Origin of the sequence: Sinomonas cellulolyticus (assembly GCF_014656475.1) — a bacterium.
Taxonomy (GTDB): Bacteria; Actinomycetota; Actinomycetes; order Actinomycetales; family Micrococcaceae; genus Sinomonas; species Sinomonas cellulolyticus.
Genome location: NZ_BNCM01000003.1, coordinates 49201 through 71383, shown reverse-complemented (window position 1 = coordinate 71383; position 22183 = coordinate 49201). Strand labels below are relative to the sequence as shown.

General features: G+C 70.2%; 16 protein-coding genes. 14 read left to right on the top strand and 2 right to left on the bottom strand.

The window, feature by feature from the left end:
• The first annotated feature begins 104 nt into the window (after nt 1-104).
• Nucleotides 105-1388, top strand: a complete 1284-nt coding sequence (gene clpX / locus IE231_RS04365; protein ID WP_189692734.1) for an ATP-dependent Clp protease ATP-binding subunit ClpX — start codon at nt 105-107, stop codon at nt 1386-1388.
• Nucleotides 1389-1417: 29 nt separating this feature from the next.
• The gene (locus IE231_RS04360) at nt 1418-2023 is read left to right on the top strand and encodes a mycothiol-dependent nitroreductase Rv2466c family protein (protein ID WP_189692733.1); all 606 of its coding nucleotides are present in this window, start codon (nt 1418-1420) and stop codon (nt 2021-2023) included.
• A gap of 322 nt (nt 2024-2345) precedes the next feature.
• Here IE231_RS04360 and valS read toward each other — a convergent pair whose 3' ends face one another.
• Entirely contained in the window at nt 2346-4961 is a 2616-nt protein-coding gene (gene valS, locus IE231_RS04355) for a valine--tRNA ligase (protein WP_189692732.1), read from the bottom strand.
• A gap of 89 nt (nt 4962-5050) precedes the next feature.
• On the opposite strand from valS, the gene IE231_RS04350 reads away from it, so the two are divergent.
• The 6 genes from IE231_RS04350 (at nt 5051) to ndk (ending at nt 12135) form a co-directional block, all read left to right on the top strand.
• Nucleotides 5051-5401 carry a DUF488 domain-containing protein gene (locus IE231_RS04350; protein WP_189692731.1) on the top strand — a complete coding sequence of 117 codons (351 nt, stop codon included), beginning with the start codon at nt 5051-5053 and terminating at the stop codon, nt 5399-5401.
• A gap of 9 nt (nt 5402-5410) precedes the next feature.
• Nucleotides 5411-6196, top strand: coding sequence for an SDR family oxidoreductase (locus IE231_RS04345; RefSeq protein ID WP_189692730.1), 786 nt, complete (start codon nt 5411-5413; stop codon nt 6194-6196).
• A 285-nt stretch (nt 6197-6481) separates the two neighbouring features.
• The gene (gene ileS / locus IE231_RS04340; protein ID WP_374189405.1) at nt 6482-9871 is read left to right on the top strand and encodes an isoleucine--tRNA ligase; all 3390 of its coding nucleotides are present in this window, start codon (nt 6482-6484) and stop codon (nt 9869-9871) included.
• Nucleotides 9868-11232: a bifunctional folylpolyglutamate synthase/dihydrofolate synthase gene (locus IE231_RS04335; protein WP_189692729.1), complete on the top strand. Its 1365-nt coding sequence runs from the start codon at nt 9868-9870 to the stop codon at nt 11230-11232. The genes ileS and IE231_RS04335 overlap by 4 nt, the downstream gene beginning before the upstream one ends.
• Nucleotides 11232-11669 (top strand): DUF4233 domain-containing protein, encoded by a 438-nt coding sequence (locus tag IE231_RS04330; protein WP_189692728.1) that lies wholly within the window; start codon nt 11232-11234, stop codon nt 11667-11669. Before IE231_RS04335 ends, IE231_RS04330 begins: the two co-directional genes overlap by 1 nt.
• A gap of 46 nt (nt 11670-11715) precedes the next feature.
• Nucleotides 11716-12135, top strand: a complete 420-nt coding sequence (gene ndk / locus IE231_RS04325) for a nucleoside-diphosphate kinase (protein ID WP_189692727.1) — start codon at nt 11716-11718, stop codon at nt 12133-12135.
• A 112-nt stretch (nt 12136-12247) separates the two neighbouring features.
• Here the strand turns inward: ndk and IE231_RS04320 are convergent, their stop codons facing one another.
• Nucleotides 12248-12907: a vitamin K epoxide reductase family protein gene (locus IE231_RS04320; RefSeq protein ID WP_189692726.1), complete on the bottom strand. Its 660-nt coding sequence runs from the start codon at nt 12905-12907 to the stop codon at nt 12248-12250.
• 469 nt (nt 12908-13376) lie between these two features.
• On the opposite strand from IE231_RS04320, the gene IE231_RS04315 reads away from it, so the two are divergent.
• From IE231_RS04315 to proB, 6 genes are all read left to right on the top strand, one after another.
• Nucleotides 13377-16859, top strand: a complete 3483-nt coding sequence (locus IE231_RS04315; protein ID WP_189692725.1) for a ribonuclease E/G — start codon at nt 13377-13379, stop codon at nt 16857-16859.
• Between the two features lie 2 nt (nt 16860-16861).
• On the top strand, nt 16862-18412 hold the full coding sequence (locus tag IE231_RS04310) for a bifunctional hydroxymethylpyrimidine kinase/phosphomethylpyrimidine kinase (protein ID WP_189692724.1): 1551 nt from the start codon (nt 16862-16864) through the stop codon (nt 18410-18412).
• Between the two features lie 279 nt (nt 18413-18691).
• On the top strand, nt 18692-19003 hold the full coding sequence (gene rplU, locus IE231_RS04305; protein ID WP_189692972.1) for a 50S ribosomal protein L21: 312 nt from the start codon (nt 18692-18694) through the stop codon (nt 19001-19003).
• Between the two features lie 50 nt (nt 19004-19053).
• Nucleotides 19054-19305: a 50S ribosomal protein L27 gene (rpmA, locus tag IE231_RS04300; RefSeq protein WP_189692723.1), complete on the top strand. Its 252-nt coding sequence runs from the start codon at nt 19054-19056 to the stop codon at nt 19303-19305.
• A gap of 134 nt (nt 19306-19439) precedes the next feature.
• A complete protein-coding gene (obgE, locus tag IE231_RS04295) occupies nt 19440-21053 on the top strand; it encodes a GTPase ObgE (protein ID WP_189692722.1) in 1614 nt (537 codons plus the stop codon).
• Nucleotides 21037-22173 (top strand): glutamate 5-kinase, encoded by a 1137-nt coding sequence (gene proB / locus IE231_RS04290; protein WP_189692721.1) that lies wholly within the window; start codon nt 21037-21039, stop codon nt 22171-22173. The genes obgE and proB overlap by 17 nt, the downstream gene beginning before the upstream one ends.
• Nucleotides 22174-22183 lie beyond the last annotated feature (10 nt).

The window sequence follows — 22183 nt, the reverse complement described above, 5'->3', positions numbered from 1 at the left end:
TCCCGGGCGCCGGCGCCGTCTCTGCGTGGCGCGCCTGCGGCGGTTGTCACTCCGTTGGCCTACAGTGGGATGGTCAAAGCTTCTTCAGGAAGGGAAAACGACGAATGGCGCGCATTGGCGAGAGTGCAGACCTGCTGAAGTGCTCCTTCTGTGGCAAGAGCCAGAAGCAGGTCCGCAAGCTCATTGCCGGGCCCGGCGTGTACATCTGCGACGAGTGCATCGAGCTGTGCAACGAGATCATCGAGGAGGAACTCGCCGAGGTCTCGGACCTTGGCTCCTTCGAGCTGCCGAAGCCGCGCGAGATCTTCGACTTCCTCCAGGAGTACGTCATCGGGCAGGAGCCCGCCAAGCGCGCACTCGCCGTCGCGGTGTACAACCACTACAAGCGCATCCAGTCCGGCCATGCCACGAAGGGCGGCTCGCTCGCAGAGGCCCAGGACGACGTCGAGATCGCCAAGTCGAACATCCTGCTCATCGGGCCCACGGGATGCGGCAAGACCTACCTGGCCCAGACGCTTGCGCGGCGCCTCAACGTGCCCTTCGCGGTGGCGGACGCCACGGCACTCACCGAGGCGGGGTATGTCGGGGAAGACGTCGAGAATATCCTCCTCAAGCTCATCCAAGCCGCTGACTACGACGTCAAGAAGGCCGAACAGGGCATCATCTACATCGATGAGATCGACAAGATCTCCCGCAAGAGCGAGAACCCCTCCATCACCCGGGATGTCTCGGGCGAGGGCGTCCAGCAGGCGCTCCTGAAGATCCTCGAGGGCACGGTCGCTTCGGTCCCGCCACAGGGCGGCCGCAAGCATCCGCACCAGGAGTTCATCCAGATCGACACGACGAACGTGCTGTTCATCGTCGCCGGCGCGTTCGCGGGTCTCGAGGAGATCATCGGCCAGCGTGCGGGCAAGAAGGGGATCGGGTTCGGGGCACCGCTGAGCGCGCTCACGAGCAAGGAGGCGAGCTACGCGGACGTCATGCCCGAGGATCTGCTCAAGTTCGGCCTCATCCCTGAGTTCATCGGACGGCTCCCCGTCATCACGACGGTCGAGAACCTAGACCGCCCGGCGCTCATGCAGATCCTGACCGTCCCGAAGAACGCCCTCGTGAAGCAGTACGAGAAGATGTTCCAGCTCGACGGCGTCGAGCTCCACTTCGAGGAGGGCGCCCTCGAGGCAATCGCGGACCTCGCCCTCGAGCGCGGGACGGGCGCCCGCGGGCTGAGGGCCATCATGGAGGAGGTCCTCCTGCCGGTCATGTTCGACCTTCCGAGCCGCGAGGACATCGCGAGCGTGGTCATCACGCGCGGCGTGGTGGTGGGCGGCGAGGAGCCAACGCTGATTCCCCACAGCGTGATGGCCAAGCGCCGCAACAAGTCAGCCTGACGCTCTACGAGAAAGGGAGCCATCCCCGCATGCAGAAGCAGAAAGCCGATTTCTGGTTCGATCCCGCCTGCCCCTTCGCCTGGGTAACCTCGCGTTGGATCGGGGAAGTGGAGAAGGTCCGCGACCTCGAGACCGAGTGGCATGTGATGAGCCTGTCCGTCCTCAACGAGGCCAGGGAGCTCGACCATGACTACCAGCGGGCGATGGACGAGAACTGGGGTCCGGTCCGGGTCATCATTGCCGCGTCCGAGCTCCACGGTGCCGAGAACATCAAGCCCCTCTATGACGCGATGGGCACGCTGATCCACCAGGAGAAGGTCAGCGACCGGCCCGAGGTGATCCGGCGCGCGCTCGAGCAGGTCGGGCTTCCAGCAGACCTTGCCCAGTACGCCGATTCGGACGAGTACGACAAGCAGCTGAGGGCGAGCCACCGGGCCGGGATCGACCTGGTGGGCCAGGATGTCGGCACGCCCGTCGTCGCCATCAACGGAACGGCCTTCTTCGGCCCCGTCATCACTCGGGTTCCCCGTGGGGAAGAGGCCGGGATGCTGTGGGACTCTGCGGTGGGACTTGCGTCGTTCCCGCACTTCTTCGAGCTGAAGCGAAGCCGCACGGAGCAGCCCTCCGCGGTCTGAGGAACCAATCCGCGAACTACGCGTCTGTAGTTCGCCCACCCCCCTTGCAGGCGGATGTGCCCGAGATCACAATGGTTTTACCGCATCCGCAAGGATGAGGACGTGGAAACCGAAGATCCAGTGACAGTCGCATTCCGGCGCAGCCTTCGGCAAAGCCGGCGACTGGCCGCCAGTGGCGAGCGGCAAGACCTGGATGCCGAGGAGTCCACCAGACTGCGAGAACGCCACCGAGCAGCCGAAGAGTCGAAGCCCCACCAACGCGGAACACGCTGATGGGGCTTCCCCTTTGCCCGGACCGGCCGCCAGCCCAGGGCTGCTCCTGCTATTGGGCGTCGACCGCGGCGAGCTCCACGTCGCTCACAGTGACCTCCCCGGCACCGTCACGGAGCTCGATCGACCGAGCGTTCGCGGCCGCCTTGAGGTCGCCGAGACCGGCCTCGAGCTGGGCCAGCAGATCCGCCGGGGCGGACACGACGGCGGTCATCACCTCGGTGCGCTGCTTCACCTTCGCCTCGGACTTGGCCTTACGGAGGCCCGACAGCGCCTGACCGACGGTCGGCAGCATGCCGCGATCGCCGTCCACAGCCAGCGGGACGGGCCACGCCGCACGGTGGACCGACCCCGAGCGCCACCAGCTCCACACCTCGTCCGTGGCGAAGGGGAGGAACGGGGCGAACAGGCGGAGGATCGCGTCGAGCGTCGTGGCCAGGGCCGCGAGCACGGATGCCTTCTGGGCGTCTCCCTGAGCTCCGTAGGCGCGGTCCTTGACCAGCTCGACGTAGTCGTCAGTGAACTGCCAGAAGAACGACTCCGTCAGCTGCAGCGCGCGGGCAGGATCGTAGGCCGCGAAGGCGGCCCCCGCCTGCTGGACGACGTCTGCCAGCTGCGCCAGGAGGGCGCGGTCCAGCGGGTTGACCAGCACCGCGTCGTCGGGCGACGCGAGGACGGTGTCCGCCGTCGCGCCGAGGCCGAGGACGAACTTGGACGCGTTGAGGATCTTGATCGCGAGCCGGCGGCCGATCTTCATCTGGGCGACCTCGAACGCCGTATCGGCGCCGAGCTTCGCAGAGGCTGCCCAGTAGCGGACGGCATCCGCGCCGTACTCGTCGAGGATGTCCGTCGGGACCACGACGTTGCCCTTGGACTTCGACATCTTCTTCCGGTCCGGGTCGAGCACCCATCCGGAGATCGCTGCGTGCTTCCACGGCACGGTGCCATGGAGCTCCTCGCCCCGGACCACCGTGGAGAACAGCCAGGTGCGGATGATCTCGTGGGCCTGCGGGCGCAGATCGAACGGGAAGACGTTGGCGAAGAACGCGTCGTCCCGGCTCCACCGCCCCACAATCTGGGGCGTGAGCGAGGACGTGGCCCACGTGTCGAGCACGTCGGGATCACCCGTGAAGCCGCCCGCCACTCCGCGCTGCGATTCGTCGAAGCCCGGAGCCGGCTCGGCGGCCGGATCGACCGGGAGCGAGGCCTCGTCGGGGACGATCGGGTTCTCATAGTCCGGGTTGCCTTCGGCATCGAGGCGGTACCAGACGGGGATCGGCACGCCGAAGAAGCGCTGCCGGGAGACGAGCCAGTCGCCGTTGAGACCCTCGACCCAGTTCTCGTAGCGCGAGCGCATGAAGGCGGGGTGCCACTCGAGCTCGCGTCCCCGGGCGAGGAAGGTCGCGCGGCGGTCCTCGTCGCGTCCGCCGTTGCGGATGTACCACTGGCGGGAGGTGACCACCTCGAGGGGCTTGTCGCCCTTCTCGTAGAAGTTCACCGGGTGCAGGATCTTCTTGGGTTCGCCGTCGAGGAGCCCGCGCTCGGCGAGCATCTCCACCACGCCCTCCTTGGCCGAGAACGCGGTCTTGCCGGCGATCCGCGCGTAGGCGGCCCGGCCGTCCTCGCTCGTGATCCACTCGGGGGTCTCCTGGGCGAGGCGGCCGTCGCGGCCGATGATCGCCCGGGTGGGCAGCTGGAGCTCGCGCCACCACGTGACGTCGGTGAGGTCGCCGAACGTGCACACCATCGCGATGCCGGAGCCCTTGTCGGGCTTGGCGAGCGGATGGGCCCTGACCTCGACCTCGACGCCGAACAGCGGCGACGTCACCGTGGTGCCGAACAGGTGCTGGTAGCGCTCGTCGTCCGGGTGCGCCACGAGCGCGGCGCAGGCCGCCAGCAGCTCGGGGCGGGTCGTCTCGATGTGCACGGGCTCGCCGTCGTGCGTCGTGAAGGCGTAGCGGTAGTACGCGCCGGGGACCTCCCGGTCCTCGAGTTCGGCCTGGGCCACCGCGGTGCGGAATGTCACGTCCCACAGTGTGGGCGCCTCGGCGAGGTACGCGTCGCCGGCGGCGAAGTTCTTCAGGAAGGCCCGCTGGGCGACGCCGCGGGAAGCGTCGTCGATCGTGCGGTACGTCATGTCCCAGTCGACTGAGAGGCCGAGGGTCTTGAAGAGGTTCTCGAAGACCTTCTCGTCCTCGACGGCGAGCTCCTCGCAGAGTTGGATGAAGTTCCGCCGCGAGATGACGTCGAAGTCGCGCTGGTTCTTGGCGGGCTGCGCGGGCGGCCGGTAGCCGGCGTCGTACGGGATGGCCGGGTCGCAGCGGACCCCGTAGTAGTTCTGGACGCGGCGCTCAGTGGGCAGTCCGTTGTCGTCCCAGCCCATGGGGTAGAAGACGTTCTTGCCCGTCATGCGCTGATAGCGGGCGAGCAGGTCCGCCTGCGTGTACGAGAACATGTGGCCGACGTGGAGGGATCCGGAGGCAGTCGGCGGGGGAGTGTCGATCGAGTAGACGTCGCCGCGGGTGGTGTCCGGGTTGAACCGGTAGGTCCCCTCGGAGGCCCATCGCTCCGTGAGCTTGGCCTCGAGGCCCTCGAGGGCGGGCTTGTCGGGAACGTTGGTCGGGGTGCGCTCGGGCGTGTCTGTACCCGTGATGGCTGCTTCAGGCATGGCATTGATTGTTCCATGCTTTTGCGCGGCGGGCCGTGCTGGCCGGGCCGCCCGTAGCCCGGACCGTGACCCCGTCCTAGCATGGCGTCATGGGCACTGTGGCGATCCGACGCGTGTACGAGCCTTCCCCGGAAGGCACCTTCCGGATCCTGGTGGACCGGATCTGGCCCCGCGGGCTGAGCAAGGAGAAGGCGGCGGTAGACCTGTGGCTCAAGGAGGCCGGCCCCTCGACGGAGCTGCGGAAGTGGTTCGGGCACGAGCCCGAGCGCTTCGACGAGTTCGCCGAGAAGTACCGCGCCGAGCTCAAGGACTCCGAGGCGTATGCGGAGCTCACCGCGGCGGTGCGCGACCACGATCCGGTGGAGCTCGTCTATTCCGCGCATGACACCGAGCACAACCAGGCGGTGGTCCTCGCGTCGCTCCTCGAGGGGAAGCGGTAGGTTGGGCCCATGACGTCTGCTGCGACAACACCCGATCTCACTGCCGACGACCGCACCCGCTCCGCGGTGGTGACAGGCGCGAGCACAGGAATCGGCGAGGCCACCGTACGCGCCCTGACGGCAGAGGGCTGGCGCGTCTACGCCGTCGCCCGGCGCGCGGAGCGGCTGGAGGCGCTCTCCGCGGAGACGGGGGCTGTCGCGGTCCCTGCGGACATCGCTGAGGACGACGACGTTGCCCGCCTCGTCGCGGCCGTCACCGAGGGAGGCGGCATCGACACGCTCGTGAACATCGCCGGGGGTGCCCGCGGGACGGACTGGATCGCGGACGCCAAGAACGAGGACTGGGAATGGATGTTCCGCGCGAACGTGCTCGGCACGATGAAGATGACGCGGGCCTTCCTGCCGATGCTGCGTGAGTGCGGCCACGGGACCGTGCTCAACCTCACGTCGGTCGCGGCCCTGGTCTCCTACGAGGGCGGCGGCGGTTACAACGCGGCCAAGTTCGCCGAGCGCGGCATGACGCGGGCCCTCAGGCTTGAGGAGGCAGAGCACAACGTCCGGGTCATCGAGGTGCTCCCGGGCCTGGTCAAGACCGAGGAGTTCACGCTCATGCGCCTCGGTGGCGACGCGGAGGCGGCCCAGAAGGTTTACGAGGGCGTCAGGGAACCTCTCACCGCCGAGGACGTGGCCGACGTCGTGCGCTACGCCGTGACCGTGCCGCACCACATCAACCTCGACGAGATCGTGATCCGTCCGGTAGCCCAGGCCGCGGCGCACAAGCTCATCCGCGAGTAAGCAGCCCCCTGCTTCGACAGGGACGAGCCGCCGTGCGTAGACTTGGCTGCAAAGCGTCGACCCGGCCATCACCGGCGAGCTTCCGGAAGAACAGCGTGCACCTCGGCCACGGCCGTGGGGGCGCGCCCAGTAGAACCGGACGGGCAGGCCCGTTACAGCCGTCAACGAGAGGCCTGTGCCGGGCCCACGGGGACCGGCTGGGCAAGTGAGGTGGTACCGCGGTGCCGCCCGGCAGATCCGGGCGAACGCCGTCCTCGCATCCAGCCACAGCGAGCCAGGATCCGAGTGAGCGTGTACCCCAAGGCCACTTCAGAACCCGCACGGGACGGGATGTCCCCCGATCAGCCGGGCACGCCTGCCGCGAACGCGGTGCGCTTCCCCGAGCTCGAGGAGCGCATCCTCGCGTACTGGGAGCAGGACGGCACCTTCCAGGCCTCCATCGACAACCGGGATGCGGGCAGCAACGGCGTGAACGAGTTCGTCTTCTACGACGGCCCGCCCTTCGCCAACGGGCTGCCCCACTATGGGCACCTCCTCACCGGGTACGCCAAGGACCTCGTGGCCCGCTACCAGACCCAGCGCGGCAAGCGCGTCGAGCGCCGGTTCGGCTGGGACACCCACGGGCTCCCCGCCGAGCTCGAGGCCATGAAGCAGCTCGGCATGGCCCAGAAGTCCGAGATCGACGAGATGGGCATCGACAAGTTCAACGACGCATGCCGCGCCTCCGTGCTGAAGTACACCCACGAGTGGGAGGCGTACGTCAAGCGCCAGGCACGCTGGGTGGACTTCGAGAACGACTACAAGACGCTCAACGTCGAGTACATGGAGTCGGTCATCTGGGCCTTCAAGACCCTCCATGAGAAGGGCCTCACCTACAGCGGGTACCGGGTGCTGCCGTACTGCTGGAACGACGAGACGCCGCTGTCCAACCATGAGCTGCGCATGGACGACGACGTGTACAAGGACCGCCAGGACCAGACCGTCACCGTCACGTTCCCGCTCCTCCCCGGCGAGTCCGAGGTCTCCCGCGGACTCGCCGGCGTCCTCGCCCTCGCGTGGACGACCACCCCCTGGACGCTGCCGACCAACGAGGCGCTCGCCGTCGGGCCCGAGGTGCGCTACGCCGTCGTGCCTGCCGGGCCCCACGGGGTGAAGGCCTCCGAAATCCCCGGCGACGCGAAGTTCCTGCTCGCCGAGGACCTCCTCGGCTCCTACGCGAAGGACCTCGGGTACGACGACGCTGCTGCCGCCGCCGAGGCGGTGGAGCGCACCTACGCGGGCACGGAGCTCGAGGGCATCCGCTACGAGCCCCTCTGGGACTACTTCACGAACGCCGAGACCTACGGGACGGGCAAGGCCTGGCAGATCCTCGTCGACGACTACGTCACCACCACGGACGGCACCGGCATTGTCCACCAGGCGCCCGCCTACGGCGAGGACGACCAGCGGGTCTGCGAGGCCGCCGGCATCCCGGTGATCCTCTCCGTGGACGACGGCGCGCGCTTCCTGCCGCTCTTCGGCAGCGGTGAGGACGCGCCCCTGGCCGAGATCGTGGGCCTGCAGGTGTTCGAGGCCAACAAGCCGATCACCCGCGTGCTGCGCGAGCAGGGCCGCCTCGCCAAGCAGGCCAGCTACGTGCACAGCTACCCGCACTGCTGGCGCTGCCGCAACCCCCTGATCTACCGTGCCGTCTCGAGCTGGTTCGTGGAGGTCACCAAGATCAAGGACCGGATGCTCGAGCTCAACGAGCAGATCAACTGGATCCCGGGCAACGTCAAGCACGGCCAGTTCGGCAAGTGGCTCGAGAACGCGCGTGACTGGTCGATCAGCCGCAACCGCTACTGGGGCTCGCCGATCCCCGTGTGGGTCTCGGACAACCCCGAGTACCCGCGCACGGACGTCTACGGCTCCCTCGCCGAGCTCGAGGCGGACTTCGGCCGGCTGCCGCTGAACCACGAGGGCAGGCCGGACCTGCACCGGCCCTTCATCGACGAGCTCACGCGCCCGAACCCCGACGACCCCACCGGCCAGTCGACGATGCGCCGGGTCCCCGACGTCCTCGACGTGTGGTTCGACTCCGGGTCGATGCCGTACGCCCAGGTCCACTATCGGCACGAGAACCAGGAATGGTTCGAGACCCACAACCCCGGCGACTTCATCGTCGAGTACATCGGCCAGACCCGCGGCTGGTTCTACACCCTGCACATCCTGGCCACGGCGCTGTTCGACCGGCCGGCGTTCCGGAATGTCATCAGCCACGGGATCGTGCTGGGCTCGGACGGGCAGAAGATGTCCAAGAGCCTGCGCAACTACCCGGACGTCTCCGAGGTCCTCGACCGCGACGGCTCCGACGCGATGCGCTGGTTCCTCATGGCCAGCCCGATCCTGCGCGGCGGCAACCTCATCGTCACCGAGCAGGGCATCCGCGACGGCGTGCGCCAGGTCATCCTGCCGCTGTGGAACGTCTACAGCTTCTTCACGATGTACGCGAACGCGGCTCGGGGCGCGCAGGGCACCGTCGCGGAGAACGCCGCGCACGACGGCGGGGCTGCCGCCGGCTACGAGGCGACGCTGCGCTACGATGGCTACACCGACCCGCTCGACCGCTACCTCATGGCCGAGACGGGCCGCCTCGTGGCCCGCATGCAGGAGCACCTCGACGCGTACGACATCTCGAGCGCGTGCGATGCGCTCCGCGAGTATCTCGACATGCTCACCAACTGGTACGTGCGCCGTTCGCGCCAGCGGTTCTTCGACGAGGACCACGACGCCTTCGATGCCCTGTACACGGCGCTCGAGGCCGTATGCCGCGCTGCCGCACCGCTCCTGCCCCTCGTCGCCGAGGAGATCTGGCGCGGACTCACGGGCGGCCGCTCGGTCCACCTGACCGATTGGCCGGACGCCTCGCTGTTCGCGGACGACGCTGCGCTCGTGGCCCAGATGGACCGCACCCAGGCCGTGTGCTCGGCCGGTTCGTCCCTGCGGAAGGCCGCGAAGCTGAGGGTGCGGCTGCCGCTCAAGGCGCTCACCGTCGTCGTGCCCGGTGCCGCAGCGCTGGCGGGCACGGAGGCCGTCATTGCCGACGAGCTCAACCTCAAGGCCGTCCGCCTGCTCGACGCGGCAGAGGCGAGCGAGGAGGAGTTCGGGATCGAGCGCCGGCTCGTGGTGAATGCGCGTGCGGCGGGACCCCGGCTCGGCAAGGGCGTGCAGCAGGCCATCAAGGGCTCCAAATCCGGCGACTGGTCGGTTGCGGACGACGGCACGGTCACGGCTGGCGGGCTCGAGCTCGAGGAGGGCGAATACTCGCTCGAGACGGCTGTCGACCCGGCCCGGGCCGGCGAGCACGCCGCCGTCGCGATGCTTCCTGGCGGCGGGTTCGTGGTCCTGGACACCGAGGTGACCCCGGAGCTCGAGGCCGAGGGCCTGGCGCGTGACCTGGTCCGCACGGTGCAGCAGGCCCGCAAGGATGCCGATCTGGACGTGAGCGACCGCATCCGCACGAGCGTGACCGCCCGCAGACATGTGATCGACGCCGCCGAGGCGCACGCGGACCTCATCAAGGGGGAGACCCTCACCCTCGAGCTCGAACTGCTCGTGGCGGACGTCGATGCGACGGCGGTCGTGGACCGCGTGGAGGACGTGCATGAAAACGACGCGGCGGGGCAGAGCCGATGAGTGCTGAGCCGACCACGGTCGAGGAGGTCTACGGGATCCTCCTCGGCCGCGCCCCCGAGAACAAGATGGAGCCGCGCCTCGCGCCGCTGTTCCGGGCCATGGACGTCTTGGGCGAGCCGAACAGGGCCTTCCCGATCGTGCACATCACCGGCACCAACGGCAAGACCTCCACGGCCCGGATGATCGAGGCGGGGCTCCGCGCCCACGGGCTGAGGACGGGCCGCTACACGAGCCCCCACCTCAGCCGGGTCACGGAGCGCATCAGCATCGACGGCGCCCCGGTGCCGGACGCGACGTTCGTGCGGATCTGGAACGAGATCGCCCCGTACCTCGCCATCGTGGACGCGGAGCTCGAGGCCGCTGGGCAGCCGCGCCTGACGTACTTCGAGTGCGTCACGATCCTCGGCTTCGCGGTCTTCGCGGACGAGCCCGTGGACGTGGCCGTCATCGAGGTCGGGCTCGGCGGCGTCACGGATGCCACGAACGTGGGCGACGGAACCGTCTCCGTCGTCACGCCGATCTCCCTCGACCACACTGACCTCCTCGGAGACACCGTCGAGGAGATCGCGCAGGAGAAGGCCGGGATCATCAAGCCGGGGGGCTTCCTCGTCAGCGCCGCGCAGCCCGCGGGCGCCGCTCAGGTGCTCCTGGACCGGGCCCGCGAGGTCGGCGTGCCGTACCGCTTCGAAGGGATCGAGTTCGGCGTCGAGTCGCGCTCGCTCGCAGTCGGCGGCCAGCTCGTGACGGTCCAGGGCCTCGCCGGCCGCTACGAAGACCTCGCGGTCCCGCTGCACGGCGCCCACCAGGCCGAGAACGCCGCGGTCGCCGTCGCCGCGCTCGAGGCGTTCCTCGGCGGCGGAGAGCGGGAATTGAACGTCGAGCTCCTGCGGGAAGGCTTCGCCGAGGTCTCGTCGCCCGGCCGCCTCGAGGTGGTCCGCACGTCGCCGACCATCGTCGTGGACGCGGCGCACAACCCAGACGGCATCCGGGTGAGTGCACGCGCGCTCAAGGAGGCCTTCAGCTTCTCCGGGCTGACGGTGGTGCTCGGCGTGCTGCGGGAGAAGGATGCCGAGGAGATCCTGCGCACACTCCAGGAGGAGTTCGACGAGCTCCCTGTCGAGTACTGCTTCACCCAGTCCGCCTCCCCGCGGGCCATCCCCGCGGACGAGCTCGCCGAACTCGCACTCGACCTCGGCTTCCCCGAGGAGGCGGTCCACGTCGAGGAGAAGCTGGACTCAGCCATCGAGTATGCCGTGGAGCGCGCCGACTCGACCGGCGACTTCAGCGGCGGCGTGCTCATCACGGGCTCGATCACCGTGGTCGGCGAGGCCCGGACCCTGCTCGGGAAGGACGCCGCGTGATGGCCCGGCTCACCAGGGCCCAGCGCGAATGGCGGCCGGACATGCCGAAGAAGCGCCGCTCCGTGCGGGTCATGTTCGCCTCGATCCTGCTGCTCACCGAGGCGTTCGTGGTGTTCTTCGCGACCCTCGTGCTGTTCGGGCTCCGGGCCCGGGAGCTCGGCGCGGGCCCGGTGCTCGGTGGGGGACTGGGCCTCATGGCCGTCTTCGTCCTCGCGTGTGCGGTGGTCTCACGGCCATGGGGAATGTGGCTCGCGTGGGCGCTCCAGCTTGTGCTCGTCGCGCTCGGGTTCTTCGAGCCGATGATGTTCGTGGTCGGCGGTGCGCTGCTCATCACGTGGTTCTTCGCCGTCCGCACCGGCGCGCGGCTTGACCGGGAGAACGTCCACCGCGAGCGCGAGCAGGCCGAGTGGGATCGGACGCATCCCGACGACGCGTGATCAGTAGACTGGACCCCAGACCAGCCACCACCATCCAGGAGTACCTGTGACCACAGAACGCACCCTTGTCCTCGTCAAGCCGGACGGCGTCTCCCGCGGCCTCACCGGGGCGATCCTCGCCCGCGTAGAGGCCAAGGGCTACCGCATCGCCGCGTTGGCCCAGCTCACGCCCAGCCGTGACCTGCTCGCCAAGCACTACGCCGAGCACGAGGGGAAGCCCTTCTACGAGCCCCTTCTCGAGTTCATGGAGAGCGGGCCCGTGGTCGCGGCGGTCTTCGAGGGCGAACGCGTCATCGAGGGCTTCCGCTCGCTCGCCGGCGCCACGGATCCCACCGCGGCCGCTCCGGGCACCATCCGCGGTGACTTCGGCCGCGACTGGGGCCTCAAGGTCCAGCAGAACCTCGTCCACGGCTCCGACTCGGTGGAGTCGGCGGAGCGCGAGATCGGGATCTGGTTCCCCGCCTGATCCGCGCGCTGCGCCTAGTACGACGACGGCCGGTGGCTTCCGCGCGGAAGCCACCGGCCGTCGTCGTAGGCGCAGCGATTGCCGCTCGCTGCCTCCCGGCACCGGACGGGTGCTACATCGTCGAGGGGACGAACATCGGCAGGAAGCGGAAGAAGATCGAGGCGATGACCCCGATGTACAGGACCGCCACAATGGCCCAGCCCCAGTCCGCAAGGCTGCGCGAGAGCCCGGCCGGCGCGGGAATGACTCCGTGCTGGAGGTTGCGGATGGTGGTCCACACGAACATCGGGATCATCATGGCCCACACCACCATGCAGAGCGGGCACAGGATTCCGATGGCGTAGAGGGCCTGGCTCCAGAGCCAGACCACGAAGACGAACCCGAGCGTGACGCTGGCCTGGAGCCCGAGCCAGAACCACCTCGAGAAGGCAGCACCGGCGAACAGTGCCATCGCGACGGTCGTGGTGACGGCGAACGCGACGATGCCGATGAACATGTTCGGGAACCCGAACAGCGAGCTCTGCCACGTGCTCATGACCTCGCCGCACGAGACCCACGGGTTGAAGTCGCAGATCGTGGTGTGGGCCGGGTTGATGAGCTTCTCGAGCTTCTCGAGGACGAGTTCGCCCGAGGCGAACCAGCCGACCACACTCGTGACGAGCAGAAGCCAGGCGTAGGGCCGGGTCCGCGACATGGGATGGTGCGGCTGCGCCTCCGGAGTGGTCTCCGGGGAGGCTTCGGCGCGCCGACTCGCGCTGGTCTGGTGAGTCATGGAGGTCCTTCCTTGGCCGGATGCCTCCGATTCTAGGCCGCACGACTGGGCGTCCGCTGGCCGCCGGCTCCGTTCTCCTTCACTGGAGAGCATCGGCGAAGGGCCCGAATGAGAGGCCAGCCGGGACGACGCGGCGAACGTGCCGAGAGGCCGTGCGCGCAGCCCGTGTGAGAGAATGCCAGTGGCCGGACGCTGACCCACATGCAGTGCCCGGTCCGGTGCTCAGCGAGAAGACCGCCGGCCAAGGCTCCGTCCGGATCCACCGATCCCTGACAGACGCTCGGGCCAGAGCGGCACCTGCCCGGCTTCGACCGGCGGCGGGTTGTACGCGACACCGGCCAGTGCGGCGTGGCCGCGCGGGTACAGAACTGACTTTTTGTCGGCGCCTGCGGGTCCCGACACGTGGCGCCGCGGCGGCCGCCGGATGTGGGGGCGGCTCAAGCGGCTTTTGGAGTACGCACAGATGGATATGGAACAGCAGGCCCCAGGCACTGCCGGCGAGGCGGAACGCGATGCGGCGGCCCACGGTGCAGCGGAGCACGGCGACGCCGCCCAGGAGCCGGACGCCCAGCAGAAGGCCCCACGCCGCACTGCCCGCCGCAGGAGCGCTACGTCTCCGGCCGGTGCGCCGACCTCCGCGAGCGCCGTGACGGCCCCCGAGGCACCGGCGGCCCCCTCGTCCCTCCCCGACGCAGCCACCGCCTCGGACACCGCCGCGGCCAAGCCCGTGAAGGCCTCGCGCTCCCGCCGCAAGCCTGCGAAGGACGCAGCGCAGGCGGAGGCCGTTGAGACCATGCCGGCGTCCAGCCCCGAGGCCGGCAACGGCTCGGTCGCCACGACCGCGGAGGCCAGCCTGACCGAGGCCGCGGCCAGCGCCGACCTCCCAGCCCTCGCGGCCGAGACGGGGGAGAAGCAGCCCGCCAAGCGGTCGCGCCAGCGCGCATCCGCCCGGGCGGCCGCGGTGAAGGCCGAGACCCGGCTGCCGGAACCTCAGGGCCAGGAGGAGGAGCAGCATCAGGGCGACGCTCCCTCTGAAGGCAGCACGCAGGCCGCGGAGACTCCCGCGTCCCGGGCCAAGAGTTCGGTGCGTGCCCGCCGCCGCGCCTCGGTCAAGGCCGGTACGGACGAGGCGCCCGTAGCGCCCGTGCGGACGCAGGCGCCGGCCAAGGGCGAAGCACCCGAGGCTGAGGCGCCCAAGGGGCGTCGACAGGCACGGGCCGCCTCGCGCCCGGCGCCGGAGGCGCCCGCGACGCCGGAGGCACCCGTGTCCGAGCCACTGCCCCCGGCCGGCCAGACGGCGCAGGACGAGGAAGCCGAGCAGTCCCAGAGCCCGTTCGCAGCGCTCTTCAGCGATGCCCTCTCGCCCACCTCGATGATCTTCAAAGCGCCGGACCTCAGCGCGATCGTGCGTCCTGCCCCCGCGCCCGAGGAGGCCGAGGAGGACGAGCACGACGAGGACGACGACGTCGAGCTCACCGGCCGTCGTCGGCGGCGCGGCCGCGGACGGCGCAGCCGCAGCGCGCGGGGCGGCGAGTCCGCGGAGGACCAGTCCGAGGACGGGGACGCCCCGGAGGCTGCAGACGAGCAGGCTGGGGAGGGCGAGGGCGTGACCTCACGGCGCCGCCGTCGCCGCCGCCGCGGCGAGGTGGACCTCGAGCTCGACGGGGGCCTCGACGACGACCCGCCCGGGACGGTCACCCGGGTCCGCGCCCCGCGCACCCCTTCGGAGTCGACGAGCAGCCGGGTGCAGAGCCTCAAGGGCTCCACGCGCCTCGAGGCGAAGAAGCAGCGCCGGCGGGAGTCCCGCGAGTCGGGCCGCCGGCGGCACGTCATCACGGAGGCCGAGTTCCTGGCCCGGCGCGAGTCCGTGGAGCGGCAGATGGTGGTCCGCCAGAAGGAGGACCGCATCCAGATCGCCGTGCTCGAGGACGGCGTGCTCGCCGAGCACTTCGTGTCCAAGACCCAGCAGGACTCGCTGATCGGGAACGTCTACCTGGGACGGGTCCAGAACGTGCTGCCGTCCATGGAGGCGGCGTTCGTGGACATCGGCCGCGGGCGCAACGCGGTGCTGTACGCCGGCGAGGTCAACTGGGAGGCCGCGCGCCTCGAGGGGGCGCCCCGGCGCATCGAGAACGCCCTCAAGTCCGGCGACTCGGTCCTCGTCCAGGTGACGAAGGACCCGGTGGGCCACAAGGGCGCGCGCCTCACGAGCCAGATCTCCCTGCCGGGCCGCTACCTCGTCTATGTCCCGGGCGGGTCGATGACCGGCATCTCGCGCAAGCTCCCTGACGTGGAGCGCGCGCGGCTGAAGAAGATCCTCAAGGACCACCTGCCGGAGGACGCGGGCGTCATCGTGCGCACCGCCGCGGAGGGTGCGAGCGAGGAAGAGCTCACGCACGACATCAACCGGCTGCGTGCCCAGTGGGAGTCCATCCAGAGCCAGGCCTCCTCGACCAAGGTCCTCGCGCCGGAGCTCCTGTACGGCGAGCCGGACCTGACCATCAAGGTGGTCCGCGACGTCTTCAACGAGGACTTCTCGAAGCTCATCATCTCGGGCGACGAGGCGTGGGACACGATCGAGGCCTACGTGACGTACGTGGCGCCGGACCTCCTCGGCCGCCTTGAGAAGTACCAGGGCCACGACGACATCTTCGCCCAGTGGCGCATCGACGAGCAGATCCACAAGGCGCTCGACCGCAAGGTCTTCCTGCCCTCCGGCGGATCCCTCGTGATCGACCGGACCGAGGCGATGACGGTCATCGACGTGAACACCGGCAAATTCACCGGCTCGGGCGGAAACCTCGAGGAGACGGTCACCAAGAACAACCTCGAGGCTGCCGAGGAAATCGTCCGGCAGCTGCGCCTGCGGGACGTGGGCGGCATCATCGTCATCGACTTCATCGACATGGTGCTCGAGTCCAATCGGGACCTCGTGCTCCGCCGGCTCGTGGAGTGCCTCGGCCGCGACCGCACCAAGCACCAGGTCGCCGAGGTGACCTCTCTGGGACTCGTCCAGATGACCCGCAAGCGCATGGGAACCGGCCTGCTCGAGGTCTTCAGCGAGACCTGCGAGGTGTGCGCCGGCCGCGGCGTCATCACCCACGACGAACCCGTGGAGCGCGGCGGGACCCGCGGCCCGGCGGCACCGGCCGTGGAACAGCAGCCCCGCACGGACAGCGCCGCGAGTGGCGGCCGCAAGCGCCGCCGTCGGGGCAACGGCCAGCCTGCAGAGGCGTCGGCGCCCGCGGCTCCCGCCCCTGCGCCCGAGGACCCGGACCGGCAGGCGAAGGCCCAGGCGACGCGCGCAGCGCTCGCCGCAGTCGCGGCCGCCGCACACGCGGCCCACGCACACGACGGCGAGGCTCCCGCCGCCAAGGCGCCCGCGGTACCGGGGGAGGCTCTCGCCGGATCGGCCGGTGCCGTCTCGGTCCCCGCCCCCACCACCGCGACCGAGCGGCGCCCCCAGCACGAGGGTGGGTCCTCCGAGGGAGCCTCCGTTGCGGCGGCCGTTGCCGCCGCCTCCCCGGCAGCCCAGGCCGAGGCCGCCCACGCTCCCATGGCAGGATCCGAGCAGCGGGACGGCGCGGCGCCGGCCATCCTGACCATCGGCGGCGAGCGCATCGAGATCCCCCAGGGGGATGCTCCCCATGAGGCGCCGGCACCCGAGCCGGTCCTGAGCCTCGACGCACTCAGTCATGCCTTCGACGAGCTCACGGGCGAGCGCCATACGCCCGGCGAAGCGGAGGCGCGCCCAGGCCGCCGGCGCCGCGGCCGCGGTGCGCGCAGCGGCCAAGGTTCGGCTGAGGTGACGCGCGTGGACGCGTCGGGCGGCGCCGTCGGCGGCCAGACCCGCTCTGTCAGCACCCCAGCGCCCCAGCGGGACAGGCAGACGCCGCCGGATGACGGGGGCCCGCTCATCCTGGGCGTCGGCGTCCCGGCCTCGGAGCTGTAGGCGTGGCCCGCGCCGGCGCCATCCCGCGTGTGCTGAGCATCGCCGGCTCCGACCCCTCGGGCGGAGCCGGCATCCAGGCCGATCTCAAGAGCATCGCGGCGATGGGCGGCTACGGCATGGCCGCGATCGCAGCCTTGACCGCGCAGAACACGCGCGGCGTCACGGCCGTGCACACGCCGCCCGCGGAGTTCCTCGCCGCGCAGCTCGAGGCGGTCAGCAGCGATATAGAGGTCGACGCCGTGAAGATCGGCATGCTGGGCACCGCCGAGGCGATCCGCACGGTCCGTGCATGGCTCGAGCGGACCCGGCCGCCCGTCGTCGTGCTCGATCCCGTCATGATCGCGACGAGCGGCGACCGTCTGCTGGCGGACGACGCGGAGGAGGCGCTCGCGGCGCTGCTCCCGCAGGCCCACCTGCTCACGCCGAACCTGCCGGAACTCGCCGCGCTGCTCAAGGAGCCCGTACCGGCCACCTGGGAGGAAGCCCTCGCGGCCGGGCTCCGCCTGTCCGAGCGGACCGGCTCCGCCGTGCTCGTCAAGGGAGGCCACCTGGACGGCGCCGACTGCCCAGACGCCCTCGTCGACGCCCGCCACGAGGACGGACCCGTCCTCGCCGAGATCGGCGGCCGGCGGGTCGCCACGCAGAACACCCACGGCACGGGCTGCTCGCTGTCCTCGGCGCTCGCCACCGTGCAGGCCCGCACCGGTGACTGGGCCCGTTCGCTCGCAGTCACCAAGGAGTGGCTGGAGGGCGCCCTCACGGCGTCGGACCGGCTCGAGGTGGGCCGCGGGCACGGCCCCGTCCACCACTTCCACCATGCGGAGGCAGCCGTGCCGCTGGCGCCCGGCGAGTTCGCCGAGTCGCTCTGGGCAGACATCGCGAAGGTCCGGGCCGAGATCGACGCGCTGCCGTTCGTGGCCGAGCTGGAGGCGGGAACGCTGCCCGAGGCCCACTTCGCCTACTACCTCACGCAGGACGCGCTCTACCTCAACGGGTACTCCCGCGTGCTCGCACGGGTCAGTGCCCTGGCACCCACCGAGGAGGAGCAGCTGTTCTGGGCCGAGGGCGCACACGCGTGCCTCGAGGTCGAGGCGGAACTGCACCGCACGTGGCTCTCCCGGCACCCCACAGTGGCGCCCGACGCCGCGGGCTCGCCTGCCGAGGCAGCCCCGACGGGAGGCCGTGCGGTGACGGCCGCACAGGGACCCGTCACCAAGGCGTACGTGGACCACCTCCTGGCGGCTTCCGCGTCCGGCAGCTATGCGGTGCTCGCCGCCGCGGCCCTGCCCTGCTACTGGATCTACGCAGAGGTCGGAGCCGCGCTCCACTCCCGCCACGCCGCCCGCAGTGATGCGGCCGACCACCCGTACGGGGCGTGGATCGGCACCTATGCCGACGAGCGGTTCGCCGAGGCCACGCGCAGGGCGATCGCCTTCACGGACGCGGCAGGACGCCGCGCTTCCGCGGGGGAGCAGGAGGCTATGCGGGAGGCGTTCATGGCGTCGTCGGTGTACGAACGGGAGTTCTTCGACGCGCCGCGTCGGCACGCCTGACCCGTGGCGCGGTCCGGGTGGGCTAGACTGGCTGGGCGTGCTTGCCGGGTGTGGCAGGATATCCGCCTGTGCTCCGGTCCATTTGCGGCCGGGCAGAGGACTAGCGTATTCTTGATCCTCGGTGCTTGCGCCGTCACTTCGGTGTTCACTCCCAGGGATTCCCCTCGCGGACTCACGGCAGAAAGCACAGTTGACGCCCAACGAGCCGTGCAGGGCACGGACGCGGGCGCCGCGCGCAAAGAGCTTGTAGAAATATCGTCGAGAGAAGTGAGTTCCCCAGTGGTGTACGCGATTGTCCGCGCCGGCGGCCGTCAGGAGAAGGTTTCCGTCGGAGACTTCGTCACCCTCAACCGCGTGGCCGGTGAGGCCGGCAGCACCATCGAGCTGCCTGCCCTCCTCCTGGTGGATGGCGAGAAGGTGACGTCGGCCGCTGACGAGCTGGCCAAGGTGAAGGTCACGGCCGAGGTCCTCGAGGACCTCCGCGGCCCGAAGATCGTCATCCAGAAGTACAAGAACAAGACCGGGTACAAGAAGCGCCAGGGCCACCGCCAGGAGCTGACCAAGGTCAAGATCACCGGCATCGACGCCTGAGTCGCGCCGGTCAACGTCAGTCTCAAGAATTCCTCAGGGAGGCATAGCTCATGGCACATAAGAAGGGCGCAAGCTCCACCCGCAACGGCCGCGACTCCAACGCGCAGCGCCTCGGCGTCAAGCGCTTCGGCGGCCAGACCGTCAACGCCGGCGAGATCATCGTCCGCCAGCGCGGCACGCACTTCCACCCGGGCAACGGCGTGGGCCGCGGCAAGGACGACACCCTGTTCGCCCTCACCGCCGGTGCCGTGCAGTTCGGCTCCCGCCGGGGCCGTCGCGTCGTCGACATCGTCGCCGCCTGAGCACAGGCGCGTCAGCACAGAACTGGCGTCCCGCAACGGACGCACTGAGCATCAGGGTGGAGTGGACCGGAAGGTCCGCTCCACCCTTTGCTGTCTAGAATCGGGGTCATACCCGCAGACCTAAGGAGAATGAAGTGGCGAGCTTCGTCGACCGTGTCGTCCTGCACGTCTCGGGCGGGAATGGCGGCCACGGCTGCATCTCCGTCAAGCGGGAGAAGTTCAAGCCCCTCGGCGGCCCCGACGGCGGCAACGGCGGCAACGGGGGCGACGTCGTCCTCCGCGTCTCGCACCAGACCACCACCCTGCTCGACTACCACCACTCGCCGCACCGGCACGCCCAGAACGGCGGCCCGGGGATGGGCGACTGGCGGGCGGGCCACACGGGAGAGACCCTCGTGCTCCCTGTGCCGGACGGGACGGTCGTGAAGAGCCGCGAGGGCAAGGTGCTCGCAGACCTCGTCGGGGAGGGCGCCGAGTTCGTTGCTGCGGCCGGCGGCCAGGGCGGGCTGGGCAACGCCGCGCTCTCGTCGGCCAAGCGCAAGGCCCCCGGCTTCGCACTCCTCGGGATCCCGGGCGACGAGCGGGACGTGGTCCTCGAGCTCAAGTCGATCGCGGACATTGCCCTGGTCGGCTACCCGTCGGCTGGCAAGTCGAGCCTGATCGCCGCGATGTCCGCCGCGCGCCCCAAGATCGCCGACTACCCGTTCACGACCCTCGTCCCGAATCTGGGCGTGGTCCAGGCCGGCGACGTCCGGTTCACGATCGCCGATGTCCCCGGACTCATCGAGGGGGCCAGCGAGGGTCGCGGCCTCGGCCACGACTTCCTGCGCCACGTGGAGCGCTGCGCGGCGATCGTCCACGTCCTCGACTGCGGAACCCTCGAAGCGGACCGCAACCCGATCGACGACCTCGACGTGATCGAAGCGGAGCTGACGAAGTACGCCGTGGACATGAGCTACGGTGGTGCGGACGGCGAGGCGGTGCCGCTCAACGAGCGGCCCAAGCTCGTGGCCCTGAACAAGACCGATCTCCCGGACGGCAGGGAGATGGCCGAGATGGTGCGCCCCGAACTCGAGCGCCGCGGATACCGGGTCTTCGAGGTCTCGGCGACGAGCCATGCGGGCCTCAAGGCGCTCGGCTTCGCGATGGCGGAGATCGTCCAGGCGGCTCGCAACGCCGTCGAGGCCGCTCCTCCCAAGGTCGCCCCCGCCGTGCTGCGTCCGCGGGCCGTCAACGAGGCCGGATTCAAGATCCGGCGCGAGGAGCGCAACCTCGAGCCGCTGTTCCGCGTGCTGGGCGACAAGCCCGAGAAGTGGGTCAAGCAGACGGACTTCGCCAACGAGGAGGCGATCGGCTACCTTGCGGACCGGCTCAACCGGCTCGGGGTCGAGGACGAGCTCTTCAAGGTCGGTGCGAAGCCGGGCGACACGGTGGTGATCGGGGAGGACGACGCCGTGGTGTTTGACTGGGAGCCGACGATGATGACCGGCGCCGAGGTCCTCACCGGCCCGCGAGGCACGGACCTGCGCCTCGCCGACTGGGAGCGGCCCACCCGCGCCCAGAAGCGCGAGGACTACGAGGACCGCAAGGCCGCCCGGGCGGCCGCCCGCGAGGAGCTCGAGGCCGAGCGCCGGGCCGGGATCTGGACGGAGTCCTCACGGCAGCGGCGCGGCCAGGGATCCGACCATGACGCGCTGGCGGGGGAGCAGGCCGCCGAGGGGGACTGGGCCGATGACGATGACCTCTGAGGTGCGTGCCAAGGGGCGGGAATGGCTGCCCGAGGCGCGTCGCATCGTGGTCAAGGTCGGCTCCTCCTCGCTCACCACGATCCGGGGCGGGATCTCGGAGAAGGCCCTCGCGGCCCTCGTCGATTCCCTCGCCGACAGGGCCAGCGGTGGCACAGAGATCGTCCTCGTCTCCTCGGGGGCGATCGCGGCGGGCCTCGCCCCGCTGGGCCTGGCCCGCCGGCCGCGGGACCTCGCCACGCAGCAGGCTGCGGCGAGCGTGGGGCAGGGGCTGCTCATGGCCAGGTACACCCAGGCCTTCGGCGCGCACGGCGTCACCGTCAGCCAGGTCCTGCTCACCGCTGACGACCTCGTGCGGCGCACGCAGTACAAGAACGCCCACAGGGCGCTGGAGAAGCTCCTCCATCTCGGTGTGGTCCCCGTGGTCAACGAGAACGACACGGTCGCTACCCACGAAATCCGGTTCGGCGACAATGACCGGCTCGCCGCCCTCGTGGCGCACCTCGTGCACGCAGACGCGCTCGTCCTGCTCTCCGACGTCGACTCCGTCTACACCGGGCCCCCCGCGGAGGGCGGCGTGCGGATCGAGCACGTGCGCGGCGCGGCCGACCTCGATGGCGTGCAGATCGGCAGCACCGGCAAGGCCGGCGTGGGCACGGGCGGCATGGCCACGAAGGTCGAGGCCGCGAGCATCGCCGCGAGCTCGGGCATTCCGGCCCTCGTGACCTCGACCGGGGCCGCTGCCCGGGCCCTCGCGGGCGAGGACGTCGGGACGTGGTTCAGCGTGAGCGGGCGCCGCAAGCCCGTCCGCCTCCTGTGGCTCGAGCACCTCGCCGCCGTGCGCGGCACCCTGACGCTCGACGACGGCGCGGTGCGGGCGGTGGGGCAGCGGCACCGTTCGCTGCTCCCGGCGGGGATCACCGCCGTCTCGGGCGACTTCGAGGCGGGCGACCCGGTGGAGATCGCCGACCAGGCCGGGCGGGTGCTCGCCCGCGGCATCGTGAACTTCTCGGCGGACGAGCTGCCGGCGATGCTCGGCCGGTCCACGAAGGACCTGGGCAAGGAGCTCGGGCCGGAGTACGAGCGCGTCGTCGTGCACGTGGACGATCTCGTCCTCGTGTGACCGGGCGCGG

Coding starts and splice junctions, on each gene's coding strand:
- clpX (WP_189692734.1), top strand. CDS start 105: ATGGCGCGCATTGGCGAGAGTGCAGACCTGCTGAAGTGCTCCTTCTGT.
- IE231_RS04360 (WP_189692733.1), top strand. CDS start 1,418: ATGCAGAAGCAGAAAGCCGATTTCTGGTTCGATCCCGCCTGCCCCTTC.
- valS (WP_189692732.1), bottom strand. CDS start 4,961: ATGCCTGAAGCAGCCATCACGGGTACAGACACGCCCGAGCGCACCCCG.
- IE231_RS04350 (WP_189692731.1), top strand. CDS start 5,051: ATGGGCACTGTGGCGATCCGACGCGTGTACGAGCCTTCCCCGGAAGGC.
- IE231_RS04345 (WP_189692730.1), top strand. CDS start 5,411: ATGACGTCTGCTGCGACAACACCCGATCTCACTGCCGACGACCGCACC.
- IE231_RS04335 (WP_189692729.1), top strand. CDS start 9,868: ATGAGTGCTGAGCCGACCACGGTCGAGGAGGTCTACGGGATCCTCCTC.
- IE231_RS04330 (WP_189692728.1), top strand. CDS start 11,232: ATGGCCCGGCTCACCAGGGCCCAGCGCGAATGGCGGCCGGACATGCCG.
- IE231_RS04320 (WP_189692726.1), bottom strand. CDS start 12,907: ATGACTCACCAGACCAGCGCGAGTCGGCGCGCCGAAGCCTCCCCGGAG.
- IE231_RS04315 (WP_189692725.1), top strand. CDS start 13,377: ATGGAACAGCAGGCCCCAGGCACTGCCGGCGAGGCGGAACGCGATGCG.
- rpmA (WP_189692723.1), top strand. CDS start 19,054: ATGGCACATAAGAAGGGCGCAAGCTCCACCCGCAACGGCCGCGACTCC.
- proB (WP_189692721.1), top strand. CDS start 21,037: ATGACGATGACCTCTGAGGTGCGTGCCAAGGGGCGGGAATGGCTGCCC.